At 60.3% G+C, this 19,663-nt stretch carries 17 protein-coding genes and 2 tRNA genes; 13 read left to right on the top strand and 6 right to left on the bottom strand.

Translation table 11 applies throughout. The features are described 5' to 3' along the window. The first annotated feature begins 29 nt into the window (after positions 1–29). On the top strand, positions 30–704 hold the full coding sequence (locus ACVDHI_RS10535; RefSeq protein ID WP_109111743.1) for a transglutaminase-like cysteine peptidase: 675 nt from the start codon (positions 30–32) through the stop codon (positions 702–704). On the opposite strand, the gene ACVDHI_RS10530 is transcribed toward ACVDHI_RS10535, so the two are convergent. Beyond that, entirely contained in the window at positions 699–1,640 is a 942-nt protein-coding gene (locus ACVDHI_RS10530; RefSeq protein ID WP_447212067.1) for a TAXI family TRAP transporter solute-binding subunit, read from the bottom strand. The two genes, ACVDHI_RS10535 and ACVDHI_RS10530, sit on opposite strands and share 6 nt — an antisense overlap. Next, positions 1,637–2,938, bottom strand: coding sequence for a LapD/MoxY N-terminal periplasmic domain-containing protein (locus tag ACVDHI_RS10525; RefSeq protein WP_447212066.1), 1,302 nt, complete (start codon positions 2,936–2,938; stop codon positions 1,637–1,639). Before ACVDHI_RS10525 ends, ACVDHI_RS10530 begins: the two co-directional genes overlap by 4 nt. Positions 2,939–3,208: 270 nt before the next feature. Here ACVDHI_RS10525 and mepM point away from each other — a divergent pair, with 270 nt between their 5' ends. Beyond that, positions 3,209–4,546, top strand: coding sequence for a murein DD-endopeptidase MepM (gene mepM, locus ACVDHI_RS10520; RefSeq protein WP_010672809.1), 1,338 nt, complete (start codon positions 3,209–3,211; stop codon positions 4,544–4,546). A 63-nt stretch (positions 4,547–4,609) separates the two neighbouring features. Here the strand turns inward: mepM and ACVDHI_RS10515 are convergent, their stop codons facing one another. Continuing rightward, a complete protein-coding gene (locus tag ACVDHI_RS10515; protein ID WP_447212065.1) occupies positions 4,610–5,554 on the bottom strand; it encodes a D-2-hydroxyacid dehydrogenase in 945 nt (314 codons plus the stop codon). 161 nt (positions 5,555–5,715) lie between these two features. On the opposite strand from ACVDHI_RS10515, the gene ACVDHI_RS10510 reads away from it, so the two are divergent. Further along, positions 5,716–6,297, top strand: a complete 582-nt coding sequence (locus tag ACVDHI_RS10510; protein WP_010672811.1) for a YjaG family protein — start codon at positions 5,716–5,718, stop codon at positions 6,295–6,297. Between the two features lie 61 nt (positions 6,298–6,358). On the opposite strand, the gene ACVDHI_RS10505 is transcribed toward ACVDHI_RS10510, so the two are convergent. Beyond that, the gene (locus tag ACVDHI_RS10505) at positions 6,359–6,838 is read right to left on the bottom strand and encodes a MarR family winged helix-turn-helix transcriptional regulator (RefSeq protein WP_010672813.1); all 480 of its coding nucleotides are present in this window, start codon (positions 6,836–6,838) and stop codon (positions 6,359–6,361) included. 163 nt (positions 6,839–7,001) lie between these two features. Here ACVDHI_RS10505 and ACVDHI_RS10500 point away from each other — a divergent pair, with 163 nt between their 5' ends. Continuing rightward, on the top strand, positions 7,002–7,529 hold the full coding sequence (locus ACVDHI_RS10500; protein WP_261999339.1) for a hypothetical protein: 528 nt from the start codon (positions 7,002–7,004) through the stop codon (positions 7,527–7,529). A gap of 9 nt (positions 7,530–7,538) precedes the next feature. Then, the gene (locus ACVDHI_RS10495; protein WP_049636524.1) at positions 7,539–9,137 is read left to right on the top strand and encodes a BCCT family transporter; all 1,599 of its coding nucleotides are present in this window, start codon (positions 7,539–7,541) and stop codon (positions 9,135–9,137) included. A 70-nt stretch (positions 9,138–9,207) separates the two neighbouring features. On the opposite strand, the gene mutS is transcribed toward ACVDHI_RS10495, so the two are convergent. After that, complete coding sequence (gene mutS / locus ACVDHI_RS10490) at positions 9,208–11,778, bottom strand: DNA mismatch repair protein MutS (protein ID WP_447212064.1); 2,571 nt, start codon at positions 11,776–11,778, stop codon at positions 9,208–9,210. Positions 11,779–12,041: 263 nt separating this feature from the next. After that, positions 12,042–12,449: a Spy/CpxP family protein refolding chaperone gene (locus ACVDHI_RS10485; RefSeq protein ID WP_103260871.1), complete on the bottom strand. Its 408-nt coding sequence runs from the start codon at positions 12,447–12,449 to the stop codon at positions 12,042–12,044. A 199-nt stretch (positions 12,450–12,648) separates the two neighbouring features. Between ACVDHI_RS10485 and pncC the strand changes: the two genes are divergently transcribed. From pncC to ACVDHI_RS10445, 8 genes are all read left to right on the top strand, one after another. Then, positions 12,649–13,140, top strand: a complete 492-nt coding sequence (gene pncC, locus ACVDHI_RS10480) for a nicotinamide-nucleotide amidase (protein WP_029313644.1) — start codon at positions 12,649–12,651, stop codon at positions 13,138–13,140. Positions 13,141–13,220: 80 nt separating this feature from the next. Next, a complete protein-coding gene (gene recA, locus ACVDHI_RS10475) occupies positions 13,221–14,285 on the top strand; it encodes a recombinase RecA (protein WP_010672819.1) in 1,065 nt (354 codons plus the stop codon). A 41-nt stretch (positions 14,286–14,326) separates the two neighbouring features. Next, positions 14,327–14,833: a regulatory protein RecX gene (locus ACVDHI_RS10470; RefSeq protein ID WP_183149266.1), complete on the top strand. Its 507-nt coding sequence runs from the start codon at positions 14,327–14,329 to the stop codon at positions 14,831–14,833. A gap of 273 nt (positions 14,834–15,106) precedes the next feature. Continuing rightward, positions 15,107–17,731 (top strand): alanine--tRNA ligase, encoded by a 2,625-nt coding sequence (alaS, locus tag ACVDHI_RS10465; protein ID WP_128272321.1) that lies wholly within the window; start codon positions 15,107–15,109, stop codon positions 17,729–17,731. Positions 17,732–17,747: 16 nt separating this feature from the next. After that, a complete protein-coding gene (locus tag ACVDHI_RS10460) occupies positions 17,748–18,995 on the top strand; it encodes an aspartate kinase (RefSeq protein WP_010672822.1) in 1,248 nt (415 codons plus the stop codon). Positions 18,996–19,088: 93 nt separating this feature from the next. Continuing rightward, a complete protein-coding gene (csrA, locus tag ACVDHI_RS10455) occupies positions 19,089–19,277 on the top strand; it encodes a carbon storage regulator CsrA (RefSeq protein ID WP_005315760.1) in 189 nt (62 codons plus the stop codon). Between the two features lie 212 nt (positions 19,278–19,489). After that, a tRNA-Ser gene (locus tag ACVDHI_RS10450) sits at positions 19,490–19,582 on the top strand. Between the two features lie 4 nt (positions 19,583–19,586). Continuing rightward, positions 19,587–19,663, top strand: a tRNA-Arg gene (locus ACVDHI_RS10445).

Genomic DNA, 19,663 nt, shown 5'->3' with positions numbered 1-19,663 from the left:
CCTCCAGCATCTGATATGGAGTGTCAGTCATGAAATGGTTGCTCGTCTCCGCCTGCACGCTGACCCTGCTGGGATCCGGCGTGCAGGCATCCGGTCTTTCCGAACACATCGCCAGCCCGGAACTCAGGGCAAAAATGCAGGCGGTCTATGGCGCCAGAGCGATCCAGCGGTCCGAGGCCTTCTCTCGTCTGCTGACGCCAAGGGCCGGAACGACGGACCAGCAGAAGCTGGAGTTGGTGAACAACTACTTCAACAACCTGACCTATAGCGAGGATCCCAGACTGTGGGGGGATGATGATTATTGGGCCAATCCGCTGGAGTTCATCGGGGCGAGAGGGGGGGATTGCGAGGACTACAGCATCGCCAAGTACTACACCCTGATGGAGCTGGGGGTCGACGAGAAGAAACTGCGGCTGGCCTATGTGAAGGCAATCCGTTACAACCAGTTCCACATGGTGACGTTGTACTTCCCGACCATCAAGTCAGATCCCCTGGTACTGGACAACATCAATGGCCGCATCCTGCCGGGGAGCAAGCGCAATGATCTGCAGCCGGTTTACAGTTTCGATGCCAAAAGCATCTGGATCATGAAATCCCGCCGCGAAGGAACCCTGGCGGGGAGCGCCGATCGCCTGGCCCAGTGGACCTCGATGCAGAGCCGCTTCTCCAGCGAGCATCTGCGCTCCCCCCGTCGCCAGCTATAACTTGCCCGCCGCCTTCAACTCCTCGAAATATTTTGCCGCGCCCGGATGCTGTTCGACGCTCAGCACCGGGCCAATCTTGTTGCGCGCCTTGTGAAACAGGTTCGCATAGCCATAGGTCTGTTCGTTGAAACTGGTTTGCTGGCTCAGCATGGCCCGGGTAAGCCGATAGACCTCGTCATCCGGGGTGGCGGCATTGGTCACCAGGGTGGCGGCGATGGCGAAGGTCGGGGTTGCCTTGAGGTTGCCCGGGTAGATGCGTGCCGGCACCTGGCTGCGCTGATAATACCTGACCCCCTTGAGTAGCTGGTCCCTGACGGGCCCCTCGATCGCCAGGAAGCGCACGTCGCAGCGCTTGGCGGTGTCGAGCACGATACGGTTGGGATGACCCATGACGAGGCCATAGGCATCGATCTGTTTACTGCACAGTGCTTCGGAGAGATTGGCGACGCTCTTCAAATCAAGATCCTGCTCCTTTGCACCCAAAACATTGAACAGGGCCAATGCCGTTTGACGAGTCCCTGAACTCTTCAGGCCCATGTCGATGGGGGCCAGCTTGAGCTGCTCCAGGGTGGTGATATCCCCATCGGCTCGCACCACTATGGTGAAAGGTTCGGCGTGGGTGGCAAAGAGCGCTCTCAGCTCGCGTTGTGGTTGGGCAACGAAAGGCCCCGTGCCCTGGCTGGCCTGATAGAGCCAGTCTGACTGGACGAGGGCATAGGGGACCTCTCCCGCTTTCAGCTGGCGGAGATTTTCGATGGACCCGGAGCTGGCCTGCAGTTTGCAGGGCATCGTGGGGTCACTTTTTTTGGCCAGTCTGCAGAACTCCTTGATGACCTGGTAATAGATGCCTTGCTCCCCCCCGGTGCCTATGGTCATGGTGGTCGCGTACAGGGTCGATTGCCACAGCAGGGCAAGCAGCAGCAGCGGGATCCTCATGATGCATTCTCCTGAGTGGCATAACCATCGATGCCCCAACTGCGCAGCATGTCCACATCGCTCACGTCGCCGGCTTCCGCCAGCAAGGTGTAGCCGGAAGCATGGAGGCATTGGGAGAGCAGGTTCCAATAAAGGGGGGACTGGGTGAGCTGGCAACTGATGAAGACGGGTCTGATGGGGTCGAGTCTGGCCAGATTGTCGTTGTTCATCGGGATATTGCTGAACGCCAGCTCAATCCCCTGGGACTGGAGTGCAGTCAGTCGCTCCTCGGCCAGGGGAGGGAAGATAGCCAGATCCCAGCGCCAGTCCAGCGTCTTGCCACGAGCGCTGGCCAGCACGTGGGCAAACTGCGCCCAGTCTGGATGGCCGAGCAGGCTGAGAGGTAGCTGGAGCCCTTCCGCCTTCTGGGTCAGCCAGTCGTTGAGCAGCGCCCGAATTTCATCCGGCGAGCTGTCCGTGGTGGGGGGGTGCTTGGGTAACAGGCGGCTGTAGAGCCTGATACTCCCCTGAGTGGAGAAGAAATGCTGCTGATAGGTATTGCCATCGGTGTCGACCAGCCCAACGAGCTTCTGGTGGGTCGGGAGGGCGTCGTGCTTGCCAAGCTGGGTGATCTTGAGCCGTTGTTGCAGCAGGTCCCGCTTGCGTTCAGAGACCAGCTGGTTGATGGAGACGACGACTTCCTGCAATTCGCGAAGCCACGGGGTTGGCAGGTTGCCGCTGAACTGGCGTTTGCGGATCCGGGTCAGTTGCAGACTGACTTGTTCGAGGGGGCGCAGCAGGCGGCGGCACACCCAGGTGATCACCAGGCTGAACACCAGCAGGCCGACGAGCAACGCGAGCCCGGTACGACTGATGGCGTTCCACAGATGCTGGTAGGCGTAACCCTTGTGCCCCTCGAGCGCGAGGGTACCGAGAATACGCCAGCCGTCGGTCAACTCCTGCTCAATTTTAACCGGCGGCATGTCGATAACAGAGGGGAGCCAGCCTGGAATATTTTGCTGTGCGGTGTGGAACACCTTCTGGAACAGCACCTGGCCATCCGGATCCAGCAGGACGACGGAGTTGACGAAGCCTCCGTCGAACATGGCGTTCACTATGGTCTCGGCAAGGACCTTGTCATCGTTGAGCAGAGTGCCCTGCAGCACCAGCCCCAGTGCGGTGATGGCGGTTTCAAGGTTGGCCGACATCTGGTCGAGAATAGACTGTCGTACCGTGGTGATCTCCAGCACGAGCAGCAGCGCGGCGCCGATGGTGAAGAGGATCAGAATGATTACATTTAACAATTTTGCCAATGACATACCCACTCCATGGAGATGTTTTTGCAACATTTTCTGGGCCGGAGAGCACCACAACCGGACTTGGTTCTTAAAAATAGAAAAAAATGGCTGAAAATGACGATCATTTCTGCCCATGCTGGAAGGTTATGCATAAAATGTGAGTTTCGTGCATGGAGCTATGAACTTTTTGTAAGTATTTAGGCCTAAAAGCCAGATATTCGGTTTTCATAATAAAAACTCATAAAAACAGACCCACAACCACCACCCTTAGATCTAATAACAGGATAGCGGATGAAACGTCTCCGTCCCTTGGTAGCCCAGGCTGCCAATTGGGAACCCCCGGTTCCCCGCAAGCATTTCTATGCCATGCTATTGCTCACGGCCATGACGCTGTCAGCGGTAGCCGTATTGCCAGCTCCCGGTGACATCCTGGAGCGGCCACTGCGTCTGGAGTTGCCGATCGCCACCACGGGCACAGCAACCAACGAAGACAACACCGACTTCAACGACATCCCGGATCACGAGCTGGTCGAGTCAGCCGCTCCCGAAGACGACATCCCGGCCGATGCCACGCCTCAATGGCAGGATTACCGGGTGCGCAACGGCGAGAATCTGACCACCATCTTCAACAACCTGGGGCTGTCCACCACCACCCTCTACAAGGTGCTGGATGCGGATGCCAAGAACAACCTGGCGCGTCTTAAACCCGGTCAGACCATCGAGTTGCTGATCGATCAGGACAACATTCTGCAGCAGTTGAAGATCCGCCTGAACATCAAGCAGACCCTGGTGCTGGAGCGTACCGACGACACCTATAGCGCCAACATGCTCAATGAAGAGGTGGAGTGGCAACAGAAGAGCTATGACGGTGTCATCAACGGCAGCTTCTACGTCAGCGCCCGCAATGCCGGGATCCCGGCCAACCACATCCAGAAGATTGCCAACCTGTTCCAGTGGCGCCTCAACTTCGCCAAGGATTTGAAAAAAGGTGACAAGTTCAAGGTGCTGGTCCGTCAGGAGACGGTCGAGGGCAAGAGTACGGGCAATACCCAGTTGCTGGGGGTCGAGGTGTTCAGCCAGGGCAAGGCCGTGTCAGCCTGGTTGTCGGAAGATGGCAACTATTATGACGGTCAGGCAAACAGCCTGGAGCGCGGCTTCCGCCGTTATCCGACTCACAGCCGTTATCGGGTCAGCTCCAGTTTCAACCCGAATCGCCGTCATCCCATTACCGGGCAGGTCCGGCCCCATGAGGGGACCGACTTTGCCCTGCCAGTAGGCACGCCCATCATGGCGACCGGTGACGGTGTGGTCCTCAAGGCAACCAGCCACCCGCTGGCAGGCACCTATGTCGTGATCAAGCACGGTCGTACCCTGATGACCCGTTACCTGCACCTGAGCAAGCTGCTGGTGAAACCCGGGCAGAAGGTGAAAATGGGCGACAAGATAGCCCTCTCCGGCAACACGGGCCGTTCCACCGGTGCTCACCTGCACTACGAAGTACGCATCAACAACCGGCCGGTGGATCCCATGAAGATCAAGCTGCCGATGGCGGAGCCGCTCTCCGGCAAGGACAAGCGTCAGTTCCTCGCCAAGGTGAAGAGCTACCGCAAAGAGATGGAAGCGGGCTGAACGGCGCCCTCCTGACGAAAAAGGCCCCGCCAACTGGCGGGGCCTTTTCATTGCAGAACGGCTTCAATAACCCTTGTCAAAGTCGATCCGGCCGTCCAGCTGCTGACCGTCGATGAAGCGGATGTAGTTGCGGATGAAGATCTGGGCCACATCTTCCGGGAAGCTGTAGGCGCTGTTGTGGGGCGTCACGATGAGATTGGGCTGGTGCCAGAGCGGGCTGTCAGCGGGCAGGGGTTCCTGCTCGAACACATCTAGCACCGCCATGGCGGGTTTGCCGGCTTGCAGTGCCGCCAGCAGCTCCCCCTCATGGACGGCATTGCCCCTGCCGACGTTGAAGAAGATGGCGCCCGGTTTGCAGTGGCTGAAGCGTTCGGCGGTGAAGAGATGGCGTGTCTCGCGGGTGGCGGGCAGCACGCTGACGATGACATCGGCTTGGGCCAGCATCTTGTTGAGTGCCGGCAACTGGTACACCTGATCGAACCCGGCACGTTCACTGCCACTGTGGCTGATGCCGAGCACCCTCATGCCAAAATGTTTGCCGGTGTGGGCGATATGCTGCCCTATGCTACCGGTGCCGAGCAGCAGCAGCGTCTTTCCCTTCAAGCCCTGATAGGGATGGCTCTGCCAGACGCCCTGTTGCTGCTGCTCGCGATAGAGTGGCAACTGGCGGGTCAGGCTGAGCAGATGGCCGAACACATACTCGCTCATCAAGGGGCCGAAGATGCCGCGGACATTGGTGAGCAGGTAGTCGCGGCGGCAACTGGCGTCCAGCAGCACGTCGACTCCGGCATAAGTCGACTGGAGCCAGCTGAGCTTGCCGGCCTTGGCCAGCAGCGGCTTGGCCCGGGCAGGCTCGGCCATCAGGATATGAGCGTCACCGATAAGCTGTTCGGCCTCGGCCTGATTGTCGGCCCGAAGAATGTGCAGATGGGGAAGATGGGCCGCCTTGAGCAGGCGTTCATAGTGGCTGTTGTCCTGACTCAACAGCAGCAGGGTACGTTGGCTCATACTCTTGTTCCTTATCGTGTTTATGGCAAGGCGAGAGGGATGCTGTCTCCATCTTACCCCAGTTGATCGGGCAAGATAGTCGAGCAGGGCGCTTTTTCATTTTTAGACGGGGCCCTCGTGGGCTACAATCTGCCCCACATTTTGCAAAGGATCCGACTCCAGTGTTTGGTGACAAGTTTTATAAGCGACTGGCCGAGCTGCAGCCCTGGCAGCAAACCGTCTATACCCTGGCGCTGGCAGAGCGCATGTACCCCAACTATGTGCTCTTTACCCAGGCTTCCGGTTTCGGGGATGCGAGGGCATTCCGTCACGCGCTGGATCAGATGTGGAACTACCTGACGGTCAAGGGATCCCGCGTCAATCTTGGTGCCATTCTGGAAGCGTTTGAAGTCTACATTCCCGATCCCCGCAAGTTTGAATCCTACGGCGCCTATCCGGCACTGGACGCCTGCGTGGCGCTGGGTTGTGCCTACAACTCGGTGATCTGCCGGGTGGGGGAAGAGGCCAACGACGCCAGCCATGCGTCTGTCGGCACGGTCGCCGGCTTCATCGAGATGCTGGAAGAGCGGGACCTCAGTGATGATGAGCTCTATGAGCATGAGTACATGGAGGCGGAGCTGGAGTTCCAGGTCGAACTGCTCAAACGGGTGGCCCATGAACGGGACAGCGACCGCATCCTTGCCATCCGCGCCTTCGCGGCCCAAGACGGCGTCTCCAACATCGGCATCAGCCTGGAGGCGTAACGCCATCGCGTACTGCCCATAAAAAAAGCTCCCGGTCGGGAGCTTTTTTTATGGCTGCGGTTCAGGCCCGCTCTTCAGTCAGGGGGCTGACACTCAGCACGGGGGCGGCATCGATGCCGTCGGCATTCATCATGGCGGAGATGCGTTGCAGGGATGAGAGCAACAACCCCTGCTCCCAGTTCTCCAGTGCCTGAAAGCGTTGAATGAAACTCTCCTGCAAGGGGGTCGGAGCCTGGGCAAGCAGGGCGCGTCCCGCGTCGGTGAGCGTCGCATGCACCTTGCGTTTGTCGGTTTCGCTGCGAATGCGCTGCACCAGCTGGCGGCTCTCCAGCCGGTCCATGATGGTGGTGGCGGTGGCCTGGCTCATGTTGGTGTGATCCGCCAACTGGCGCATGGAGATCTGGCCAAGCTCGTCGATACCCTTGAGCAGCAGGAGCTGGGGCGAGGTCAGGCCGGCTTCCTTGATCAAGCGCTTGGAGTGCATGTCGATGGCACGGATGATCTGGCGCAGGGCGATCAGCACTTCATCATGTTTTTCCATGGGGTCTGGGTCATCGCAGGGCTGTGGAGAGGCGCGAAATTCTCCGCCTAATCCATAACAAGGTCAATATGGTTTTTGATGTAATGATTTTAGCTCTAATGAATATTGTGTTAGGTTATCGGACAATTGCCCCATTCCAACCCGATATTTGAGGAGTGAAATCATGCATGACGACCTGGATATCAAGTCCCTGGTTGCCGATCTGCGCGTGGTCAGAGTTCGCTATGAACTGCCGGATACTGCGGCATTTGTGCGTTATCAACCTGCTTATGACGAGGACCCCAACAACCTCAAGGTACACCACTACGATGGTGAGCTGCCGCTCTCTTGCAGCAACACAGGTTCTTTCAGTCTAAAGGAGTTGGTCAATGAGTTGCGCTATGCCTATGTGCTGGTTCACCTCTTCCCCGACGAGAGTGCCATGAACTTTTATCTGGCGGGTCTGGACAATGGGCTGGCACAGCTGGAGTTCATCGGTGGCTCCTATGACTTCAACCGCCTCTGGATAACCAGCGGTGTCTCCAATCTGGCGGTGCCCATGGCTATCTTCCTCGGCAAACGCCACGCAGTGAACGGCCAGCCGTCGGTGACCCTGGTGGATCACCGTGAGCAGGTGGCTGGTCGTCTGGCCTATCGCGCCATCGGCGGTGCCGGCGATCACGTGGGTGAAGACTTTTTCAACAACGACTAAGGAGGCCCGATGCGAGCAACCAAAGGGCTTTTGAAAGGCCTCAATCCCACCATGGCTATGACGGCCCTCACCGTCGTGACCCTCTTCCTGCTGTTCGGCGTCTTTGATCCGGATACCGCAGGCACCTGGTTTACCGGGGCCAAGGACACCATCATTGCTGGCTTCAAGTGGTATTACATCCTGGTGGTCGCCCTGTTCCTGTTCTTCGCCGTCTACCTGATGTTCAGCCGCTTTGGCAGCATCCGGCTGGGCGACGACGACCAGGTACCGGAGTTTGGCTACTTTGCCTGGTTTTCCATGCTGTTCAGCGCAGGCATGGGCATAGGCCTGGTGTTCTGGAGTATCGCCGAGCCCATGTATCACCTGCAGGGCAACCCCTTCATCACCGAAGGTATGACGCCGGAAGCGGCCCAGATCGCCATGCGCCTCACCTTCTTCCACTGGGGTCTGCACCCCTGGGCCATCTATGTGATCGTCGGCCTGTCGCTGGCCTTCTTCAGCTACCGGCGCAAGTTGCCGCTGGCCATCCGCTCCGTGCTCTACCCCATTCTTGGCGATCGCATCTACGGCTTCTGGGGCCATGCCGCCGACGTGCTGGCGGTGTTCGGTACCGTGTTCGGGGTGGCGACCTCCCTTGGGCTGGGAGTTTCCCAGATGAACACCGGCCTCAATCAGATGTTCGGCATGGGCGTGTCACAAGCGAACCAGCTCTGGCTCATCGGTGGCATCAGCCTGATTGCCACCCTGTCGGCCATCTCCGGCGTCGGGCGCGGGGTGAAGATCCTCTCCGAACTCAATATCTGGTTGAGCGTGTTCGTGCTGGGCCTCTTCCTGGTGCTGGGGCCGACCACCTACATACTCAACGCCTATGTGCAGAACATCGGTGATTACCTGCAGAACATCGTCAAGCTGAGCTTCTGGACCAATACCGAAGCCAACGGTACCTCGGCCTGGCAGTCTAGCTGGACCGCATTTTACTGGGGCTGGTGGATCGCGTGGGCACCCTTTGTCGGCATGTTCATCGCCCGCATCTCCAAGGGCCGCACGATCCGTGAATTCGTGCTCGGTGTTCTGCTGGTGCCCTCCCTGCTCGGCATGTTCTGGCTCACCGTGTTCGGCGGGACTGCCATGAACCTGGAGCTGTTCGGTGGCGGCGGCGTGGTGGAAGCGGTCAATCAGGATGTCACCATGGCGCTCTACAAGACGGTGGAACTGCTGCACTGGGAGACCTTCGGCTGGATTGCCAAGGGGGTGCTGACCCTGCTTATCTGCACCTACTTCATCACCTCCAGCGACTCGGGCACGCTCGTGATTACGACGCTGCTCTCCATCGGCGACCAGGATCCCCCCGTGCTGCACCGTGCCATCTGGGGACTGGGGCAGGGGCTGGTCGCGGCCATTCTGCTGGTCTCCGGCGGGCTTGCCGCCCTGCAGGCCGCCAGCATCATCGCCGCGCTGCCCTTCTCGGTCATCATGCTGGCCATGTGCTACTCCCTGATGCAGGGGCTCAAACAGGAGAGCCAGCACCAGTTCGAATACAGGCAGAAGCTCAAGCGCCATCCGGGGTCGGTCAATCTGAGCCTGATGGATCGCATCGGTCCGGGCTGATGACAGGTTCGGTCAAACGAAAGGGGAACCTCGCGGTTCCCCTTTTTCATGCCTGTTCGGCGGTCGGTAGCTACAGCATCTGCTTGAGTCGATAGAGCAGGTCAAGGGCCTGGCGCGGGGTCAGCTCGTCCGGGCGAACTGCTGCCAGCTCCTCCACCACAGGATGGGATTGCGGGGCGAGAGTGACCGGAGCCGGACGGCTTTCGCCGGCGGCCACCGGAGTGGCACTCTCCAGCTCGTGCAGTTTGTGGCGGGCCTGGTGGATCACCGATTTCGGCACCCCGGCCAGCGCCGCTACCTGCAGGCCGTAGGATCGGCTGGCCGCACCTTCCTGCACCGCGTGCATGAAGGCGATGGTGTCGCCGTGCTCCACCGCATCCAGGTGGACGTTGGCCAGCCCACTCATCAGCTCGGGCAGGCGGGTCAGCTCGAAGTAGTGAGTGGCGAACAGGGTGTAGGCGCCAATCTTGCTCGCCAGCTGCTCGGCGCAGGCCCAGGCCAGGGAGAGGCCGTCGTAGGTGCTGGTGCCGCGGCCAATCTCGTCCATCAGCACCAGACTGCGGGCGGTGGCGTTGTTGAGGATATTGGCGGTTTCGGTCATCTCCACCATAAAGGTGGAGCGGCCGGAGGCGAGATCATCCGACGCCCCGATGCGGGTGAAGATGCGGTCGATGGGGCCGATGCGGGCGCTGTCGGCGGGCACGAAGGCGCCGATATGGGCCAGCAGCACGATGAGCGCGGTCTGGCGCATGTAGGTGGACTTACCGCCCATGTTGGGGCCGGTGATGATCAACATCCGCCGCTCCCGCTCCAGCTGTATCGGGTTGGCGATAAAGGGGTCGGTCATCACCTGCTCCACCACGGGATGGCGGCCCGCCTCGATGATGATCTGATCCTCGTCGATGAGTGTGGGGCAGCGATAGTCGAGGGTCTCTGCCCGCTCGGCCAGGTTGGCCAGCACGTCCAGCTCCGCCAGTGCGGCAGCAGACTCCTGCAGATCGCCAAGGTGCGGCAGCAGGGCGTCGAGCAGCTCTTCGTAGAGACGTTTTTCCAGCGCCAGCGCCTGGGCCTGGGCGGTAAGCACCTTGTCCTCGTACTTCTTCAGCTCATCGATGATGTAGCGCTCGTTGTTTTTCAGCGTCTGGCGGCGGATGTAGTGGGCCGGCACCAGGTGGCTGTTAGCGCGGCTCACCTCGATGTAGAAGCCGTGCACCTTGTTGTAGCCCACCTTGAGGGTGTTGATGCCGGTGAGCGCCTTCTCCCGCTCCTCGATGCGGGCCAGGCTGGCGGTGGCGCCATTGGCCAGATCCCGCAGCTCGTCCAGCTCCTGATTGAACCCTTCACGGATGACGCCGCCATCGCGGATGAGCACCGGTGGCACCTCCATCACGGCACGCTCCAGCAGGTCGAACAGTTCGGGGAAGGTGCTCGCCCGCTCGCGCAGCTGCTGCACCGCCTCGTGCTCGCTCTCCGCCAGCAGACGCTGCAACTGGGGCAGCTGAGCAAAAGCCTGCCGCAGCCGGGTCAGATCGCGCGGGCGGGCCGAGCGCAGGGCGAGGCGCGCCAGCACCCGCTCCACATCGCCGACCTGGCGCAGCAAACCGCCCAGCTCGTCATAGAGGTTCTGCTCGATGAGCTCCTTGATGGTGCTCTGGCGACCTTTGAGGATCACCCGATCGCGGATCGGCTGGTGGATCCAGCGCTTGAGCAGGCGGCTGCCCATCGGCGTGGCGGTGCAATCGAGCACGGCGGAGAGGGTGTTGTCGTGACCGCCGGCCAGATTCTGGGTCAGCTCCAGATTGCGGCGGGTGGCGGCATCCATGATGACCGCATGATCGGGCTGCTCCAGGCGCACGCTGCGAATGTGGGGCAGGGCGGTGCGCTGGGTGTCTTTCACGTACTGCATCAGGCAGCCGGCGGCGCACAGGGCGGTCTCGCTCTGCTCGACCCCAAAGCCCACCAGATCCTGGGTGCCGAACTGCTGGCACAAGAGCTTGCGGGCGGTGCCGAGCTCGAACTCCCACTCCGGGCGGCGGCGCAGACCGCGGCGACCCTCGATATGGTGCAGGAAGGCGAACGATTCGGGGTAGAGGAGCTCTGCCGGATTGGTGCGTTGCAGCTCCGCCAGCAGGGTCTCTTCTTTCTCGAACTGGTTGATGAAGAAGCGGCCGGAGCCGATGTCCATGGTGCCGTAACCGAAGCGGCGGCCATCGTGGTAGACGGCGGCGATCAGGTTGTCCTGCCGCTCGCTGAGCAGCGCCTCGTCGGAGACGGTGCCCGGGGTGATGATGCGAATGACCTTGCGCTCCACCGGCCCCTTGCTGGTGGCGGGGTCCCCCACCTGCTCGCAGATGGCGGCCGATTCGCCGAGCTGTACCAGCTTGGCGAGATACCCCTCGATGGCGTGATAGGGCACCCCGGCCATCGGGATGGGGCTGCCGGCCGACTGGCCGCGCTTGGTCAGGGAGATGTCGAGCAGCTGGGAGGCCTTGCGGGCGTCGTCGTAGAAGAGCTCGTAGAAGTCGCCCATGCGATAGAACAGCAGGATCTCCGGGTTCTCGGCCTTGAGGGTCAGATACTGCTGCATCATGGGGGTGTGGGCGCTCAAGTTGGCGCCTGGCGCTTGGTATTGTGCTGTCATGTGCTATTCCAGAAGGTGCTCTTGCGGGCAAACGTCTGCCGTCATGGGTCTGAATCTGGGGGCCATTCTACATGCTCGAGGCAAGATGGTGAGGAGGAATCTCCGTCTTGGGGGCAAAGCCGGCATCCCGTCGCGGATCTGTGCATCCGGCTGATGCTGACCAGAGTGGCCTGGGGAGAGCCTTGCCCAGAAGAGGCATGGGGGAGGAGAAATAGCATCCCCGCACGGATGCGGGGATGGGAGAGATGGGGAGAGTGTCGCCCTCAGTACATGGCTTCGTCGCCGCTCAGCATCTCGTGCAGTTTGGCTTTCTGCTCGGGCGTCAACACCCGGCTCACCTCGAAGAGGTAGTGGGCGCGATGGTAGCGAGCCTCGGCCTGTACGTCGCTGATGGTCTGCAGCTGTTTCTTGGCGGCCGCCTCATCCCACTTGCCGGACTTGATCATGTTGACGATGACGTCCTGGCCGATGGCGTCGAGCTTGATTGAGCCCAGCTCCCTGGTGGCCTGCTCGCGCAGCCCCTTGATCTGCTCCACCTGCGCGCTGGAGAGGTTCAGCTCCTGGGCCAGGGTGGTCTCGCTCTGCAGCTCGGCGGTACCCTCGGTGGCAAAGGCATGGGTGGCGATACACATTGCGAGGGCTGTCATGGCGACGTTGAACGGATGCTTCATCCGGCTTTCTCCTTGGTCTGATGGGATGGAAACCGCATGCATGGCGGTGTTGGAACATGATAACGAGCAGCCATGTACTGGAGCTTAAGCGACGACAACTTGCTGACGCAGTGGCCCCGGGGTCGGTTGCCCGAGGAGCGGGGCAACTGCATAATGAGCGCCATATTTCGCCTGGAAGAGGCCGGAAGAGGACGCGATGATGGGACTTGAAGCAGAGATCTCCCGCTTATCCCGGGAACTGGGCGAGGCACTGCTGGCCAGAGGCTGGCTGGCCGCCACGGCGGAATCCTGCACCGGTGGCGGGGTTGCCACTGCCATCACGGATACTGCCGGCAGCTCGGCCTGGTTCGATCGCGGTTTTGTGACCTACACCAACGAAGCCAAACAGCAGATGCTCGGCGTCAGCATCGACAGCCTGTTGCGCCACGGCGCCGTCAGCGAACCCGTGGTGCTGGAGATGACCCGGGGCTGCCTGGCTCGCTCCGATGCGGGTATCTGCGTGGCCATCAGCGGTATCGCCGGGCCTGGTGGTGGCAGCGAGGAGAAACCGGTCGGCACTGTCTGGTTTGCCTGGGCAGATCGTACCGGTCGTCACCACTCCCTGCTTGCCCGTTTCGATGGGGATCGCCATCAGGTGCGCCAGCAGGCGGTCAGACAGGCCTTGTCCGGACTCCTGGCACTGCTCAAATAAATTGGGCTTGATACTGTATGCATAAACAGTATACTTAGCCCAACTTCACTTCTTACTCACGATTCCCAGCGGAGATTGGCATGGATCAGAACAAACAGAAGGCACTGGCGGCTGCGCTGGGCCAGATCGAAAAGCAGTTTGGCAAAGGCTCCATCATGCGTCTGGGCGACAGCAAGACCATGGATATCGAAGCCATCTCCACCGGCTCTCTCTCTCTGGACGTGGCGCTGGGGATCGGTGGTCTGCCGTGCGGTCGTATCGTCGAGATCTACGGTCCGGAATCGTCCGGTAAAACTACGCTGACCCTGCAGGTGATCGCCGAAGCCCAGAAGAAGGGCAAAACCTGTGCCTTCGTCGATGCGGAGCACGCACTGGATCCTATCTATGCCGCCAAGCTGGGCGTCAACGTTGACGACCTGCTCATCTCCCAGCCGGATACCGGTGAACAGGCACTGGAGATTTGCGACATGCTGGTGCGCTCCAATGCCGTCGACGTCATCATCGTCGACTCCGTGGCGGCCCTGACCCCGAAAGCGGAAATCGAAGGCGAAATGGGTGACTCCCACGTCGGCCTGCAGGCCCGACTGATGTCCCAGGCGCTGCGTAAATTGACCGCCAACATCAAGAACGCCAACTGCCTGTGCATCTTCATCAACCAGATCCGGATGAAGATTGGTGTCATGTTCGGCAGCCCGGAGACCACCACCGGTGGTAACGCTCTGAAGTTCTACGCCTCCGTGCGCCTGGACATCCGTCGTACCGGCGCCATCAAGGAAGGGGACGAGGTGGTCGGCAACGAAACCCGCGTCAAGGTCGTCAAGAACAAGGTGGCGCCACCCTTCAAGCAGGCTGAATTCCAGATCTTCTATGGTGCCGGCATCTCCAAGGAGGGCGAGCTGGTGGATCTCGGCGTCAAGCACAAGCTGATCGACAAGGCGGGGGCCTGGTACAGCTACAACGGCGAGAAGATCGGCCAGGGCAAAGCCAACGTGATGAAGCTCTTCTCCGAAAACAAAGCACTGGCTGCCGAGGTGGAAGTGAAGCTGCGCGAGCTGCTGCTCTCCGGCGCCGCGCCGGTGGAAGAGAAGGCCACGGCTGCCGAATACGACGAGTTTGAAGCCGAAAACGAACAAGAGTTCGAATAAGGAATGAGGAAAGGCCGGGTTGATACCCGGCCTTGTTGTTTATGGTGGATGAATCAGTGAACGGAACGGGCGAGCCCGTCGAAATGACCTTTGAAGAGCTGGTCGTCGCCGCCCGCGCCTTTGCCATGCGCAGTCTGGCCCGTCGCGAGAGTGCGGAGTCCGAGCTGGCCAGACGCCTGCGTCAGAAGGGATTCGAGGAGGAGGTGGTCGCCGTTGTGCTCGACCATTGCCGTGGCTATGGCTGGGTCAATGACGATCGTTACGGTGCCATGGCGGTGCGGGCTGGTGCAGCCAAAGGCCATGGTCCGCTCAGGATCCGTTTCGACCTGCGCCGCAAGGGGCTGGATGACACCCAGATCGAGGCGGCCCTGGATCAACCCGAGCTCGACTGGTTCGAACTGGCGCTTGCGTTGTTGTCGCGTCGGGCAAAGGCGACCGACCTTGCCGACTTCAAACTGCGCATGAAGTGGCTCAAATATCTGATGGGGCGTGGTTTTACCCAGGAACAAGCCCGTTACGCCCTCTCAGCCATGCAAGGCGAGCAATAGTGGCGCGCCGAGGTTGAACACCTATGGGCAACGGGTGTGCGGTGCGGCTGGTGGGGAATATCAGCCCTTCGCCGAGTCTGTTGATGGCGGCCCTGTGGTCGAGCGAGGCATCCCGAAGCCCCCCTGTTGCGACGTGCTTGCGGGTGTTGCTGCCAAACGCTGGCCCCTTGGGGGCTATTTCACCCGCCAAGGGTCCCCACGTTTTACTTTACCCTGCAGAAAACTTACATTAATGCGGTTAAAAGTCCGTATTCGAATCAAGCAGGATTTTCCATGTACATGTCCACGTCAGAGATTCGCGCTGCGTTTCTCGAGTATTTCCGCACCCAGGGACACCAGGTTGTCTCTTCCAGCTCGCTGGTACCGCACAACGATCCGACCCTGCTGTTCACCAACGCAGGGATGAACCAGTTCAAGGACGTGTTCCTTGGCGCCGACAAGCGTGCCTATCACCGTGCCACCACGGCCCAGCGTTGCGTGCGGGCTGGCGGCAAGCACAATGACCTGGAAAACGTCGGCTATACCGCCCGTCACCACACCTTCTTCGAGATGCTGGGCAACTTCAGCTTCGGTGACTACTTCAAACAGGACGCCATCCGGTTTGCATGGGAATTCCTGACCGGTACCCTCAAGCTGCCCAAAGAGCGCCTGCTGGTGACCGTCTACGCGACTGACGACGAAGCCTTCGACATCTGGGAAAAAGAGGTCGGCGTGCCGGCCGATCGCATCGTGCGCATCGGTGACAACAAGGGTGCTCCTTATGCATCCGACAACTTCTGGGCTATGGGCGATACCGGCCCATGCGGTCCCTGCACCGAGATCTTCTACGACCACGGCGATCACATCTGGGGTGGCCCTCCCGGTTCACCGGAAGAGGATGGCGACCGCTTCATCGAGATCTGGAACGTGGTCTTCATGCAGTTCAACCGTCAGGCTGACGGCACCATGGAGCCGCTGCCCCGTCCGTCCGTGGATACCGGCATGGGTCTGGAGCGTATCTCCGCCATCATGCAGGGGGTGCACTCCAACTATGAGATCGACATCTTCCAGGCGTTGATCAAGAAGGCGGCCGAGATTGTCGGCACCACGGATCTGAGCAACCAGTCCCTGCGCGTCATCGCGGACCACATCCGTTCCTGCGCCTTCCTGGTGGCTGACGGTGTCATGCCCTCCAATGAAGGTCGCGGCTACGTGCTGCGCCGCATCATCCGCCGCGCCGTGCGTCACGGCCGCAAGCTGGGTGCTACCGACGTCTTCTTCTACAAGCTGGCTGCCGAGCTGGCCGTGCAGATGAAGGATGTGGCAGCGGAACTGATCGCCCAGCTGCCGCTGGTCGAGCGAGTGTTGCGCATCGAGGAGGAGCAGTTCGTCCGCACGCTGGACAGAGGTCTGCTGCTGCTGGAAGACGCCCTGGCCAACCTCGGTGATGCCAAGGTGATCCCGGGTGAAGTGGTGTTCAAGCTCTATGACACTTACGGCTTCCCGGCCGACCTGACCGCCGACGTGGTGCGCGAGCGCGAGATCGGCATCGACGAAGAGGGCTTCAAGGCCGAGATGGAGAAGCAGCGCGCCCGCGCGAAAGAGGCTTCCAGTTTCGGCGTGAACTACAACGATGTGCTGAAGCTCGATTTCGAGACCCCCTTTACCGGTTACAAGCAACTGAACCAGAACACCCAGGTGGTCGGTATCTACAAGGATGGTGTCGAGGTCAATGGCCTCATCGCCGGTGAAGAGGCCGTGATCGTGCTGGCGGAGACCCCCTTCTATGCGGAGTCCGGCGGTCAGGTGGGTGACAGTGGCATCCTCAAGGTGGATGACGGCATCTTCGCCGTCACCGACACCCAGAAAGCGGGCAAGGCGATCATCCACAAGGGTTATCTGGAACTGGGTACCCTGGAGAAGGGAGCCGAGGTCGAGGCCGTGGTCGATGGCGATCGTCGTCAGGCCATCGCCCTTAACCACTCCGTGACTCACCTGCTGCACGCGGCCTTGCGCCAGGCGCTGGGTGAGCACGTGACCCAGAAAGGATCCCTGGTGGGCGCCGAGCGCATGCGCTTCGACTTCTCCCACTTCGAAGGGCTGACCATGGCGACCATTCGCCGGATCGAGGAGCTCGTCAACGCCCAGATCCGTGCCAACCACGAGGTGGCCACCCAGCTGATGGGGCTGGAAGAGGCCAAGTCAGCCGGTGCCATGGCGCTGTTTGGCGAGAAATATGAAGACGATGTGCGCGTGGTACGCATGGGCGACTACTCCACCGAGCTGTGTGGCGGTACTCACGCCAAGCGCACCGGTGATATCGGCTTCTTCAAGATCATCGCCGAGAGCGGCATCGCGGCTGGCGTGCGCCGTATCGAAGCGGTCACCGGCAAGAGCGCCATCGATCTGATGCACCAGCTGGGTGAACAGATCGAAGAGGCCGCCGCGCTGGTGAAGGGCGATCAGTTCTCCATCGCCGACAAGGTTCGCCAGGTACTGGACAAGGCCAAGATGATGGAGCGCGAGCTGGAACAGCTCAAGGCCAAGCTGGCGGCGCAGGCGGGTAACGACCTGCTGAGTCAGGTCATCGACATCAATGGCCAGAAGGTGCTGGTTGCCGCCCTGGAAGGGGTCGACCCCAAATCCCTGCGCGGCATGCTGGACGAGCTGAAGAACCAGATGAAATCCGGTGTCGTGCTGCTGGCAACCAGCAGTGATGGCAAGGTCAACCTGATCGCGGGCGTGACCAATGACCTGACCGGCAAGGTCAAAGCTGGTGAGCTGGTCAATCTGGTGGCCCAGCAGGTGGGTGGCAAGGGCGGTGGTCGTCCCGACATGGCACAGGCGGGTGGTACCCAGCCTGAGGCGGTGCCGGCGGCGCTGCAATCCGTTCACTCCTGGCTGGAAGAGCGCCTGTAAGCGGGCGAGGTGATCTGTGGCACTCTATGTACAGAAGTACGGTGGCACCTCGGTCGGCACGCTGGAGCGGATCGAGGCAGTTGCTGAGCGGGTTCAGCTGACCCGTGCCCAGGGACATGACGTGGTGGTGGTGGTCTCCGCCATGTCGGGCGAAACCAACCGGTTGCTGGGCATGGCCCAGCAGCTGGACCAGGATGCCAACCGGCGCGAGATGGATGTGCTGATCTCCACCGGTGAGCAGGTCACCATTGCGCTGCTGGCGATTGCGCTCAACAAGCGCGGTTGCCCTGCAGTCTCGATGACCGGTGATCAGGTCCGCATCCACACCGACTCCGCCTATGGCAAGGCGCGCATCACCCGTATCGACACCGAGCAGGTGGAAGCCGCACTCGGTGCCGGCAAGGTGGTGGTGATCGCCGGTTTCCAGGGGCGCGATGAGCACAATGCCATCACGACACTGGGCCGAGGGGGTTCGGATACCACTGCGGTGGCCGTGGCTGCGGCCATCAAGGCCGATGAGTGCCAGATCTTTACCGATGTGGACGGGGTGTATACCACGGATCCGCGCATCGAGCCCAAGGCGCGTCGCCTCGATACCATCACCTTCGAGGAGATGCTCGAGATGGCGAGTCTCGGTGCCAAGGTGTTGCAGATCCGTTCGGTCGAGTTCGCGGGCAAGTACCGCGTGCCGCTAAGGGTGCTGTCGAGTTTTGTCGACGGAGAGGGAACCTTAATCACATATGGAGGTGAGAGGATGGAAGCACCCCTGGTATCCGGCATTGCGTTCAATCGCAACGAGGCCAGCCTGACCATTCTGGGTGTGCCGGACAGGCCGACCGTGGCCGCGCAGATCCTGAATCCGATCAGCGACGCCAACATAGATGTCGACATGATAGTGCAGAACACCATGGGGGATGGTACCGCCGACTTCACCTTCACGGTGAATCGCGATGATTATCGCCGGGCCCGCGCCTTGCTGGAGGAGACCGCCAGCGAGCTGGGGGCCGCCTGCGTGCAGGGCAACGGAGAGATCGCCAAGGTCTCCATCGTCGGGGTCGGCATGTGGAATCATCCTGGTGTAGCGCGCACCATGTTCAAGGTATTGGGTGAGGAAGGGATCAACATGCAGCTGATCTCCACCTCTGAAATCAAGATATCCGTGGTGATTGACGAGAAGTACCTGGAGCTGGCCGTGCGTTCGTTGCACTCGGCGTTCGGGTTGGATCAAGAGCCTCATGAGCAGCCCTTGGGAAACAATCCCTGATTGATTTAGTTTCAACCATTTACCATATCGGTATCTTTGTAAGATAATGGCGCATATCGATATAAATACAAAACAGGATACAGGAGCAAGCGAATGCTTATTTTGACTCGTCGTGTAGGGGAAACCCTGATGATTGGTGACGAAGTAACCGTTACCGTACTGGGCGTAAAAGGGAACCAGGTTCGTATCGGTGTGAATGCACCGAAAGAGGTTTCCGTACACCGCGAAGAGATCTACATGCGGATACAGGCCGAGAAAGTCCCGGGCCAACCGAATTTCTAAGCCATTTCATGGCTGCCTGAAGGCGACATCCTGGATGTCGCCTTTTGTTTTTCAGGGGCCTGCAAATCGGCCTGCAGAGCGCGAAACTACTGGGTAAGTGTCGATATTGCTTGAATATTCCACTCTTTGGCCAAATGCTGAGCGAACGCTCTGTTTTCTCCAAAAAAGTGTTTGACTAAAAATCCCTGTGAAGTATTATCAGCCCCGCAAACGGAGAGGTGGCCGAGAGGCTGAAGGCGCTCCCCTGCTAAGGGAGTATGCGGCTTATACCCGCATCGGGGGTTCGAATCCCCCCTTCTCCGCCATTTTGCGCCCGTAGCTCAGCTGGATAGAGTACCTGGCTACGAACCAGGTGGTCAGAGGTTCGAATCCTCTCGGGCGCACCA

This window comes from Aeromonas sp. 25-248, from assembly GCF_053005425.1.
Note: the sequence above shows the minus strand (reverse complement) of the source record. Positions and strands in the feature narration are given on the sequence as shown.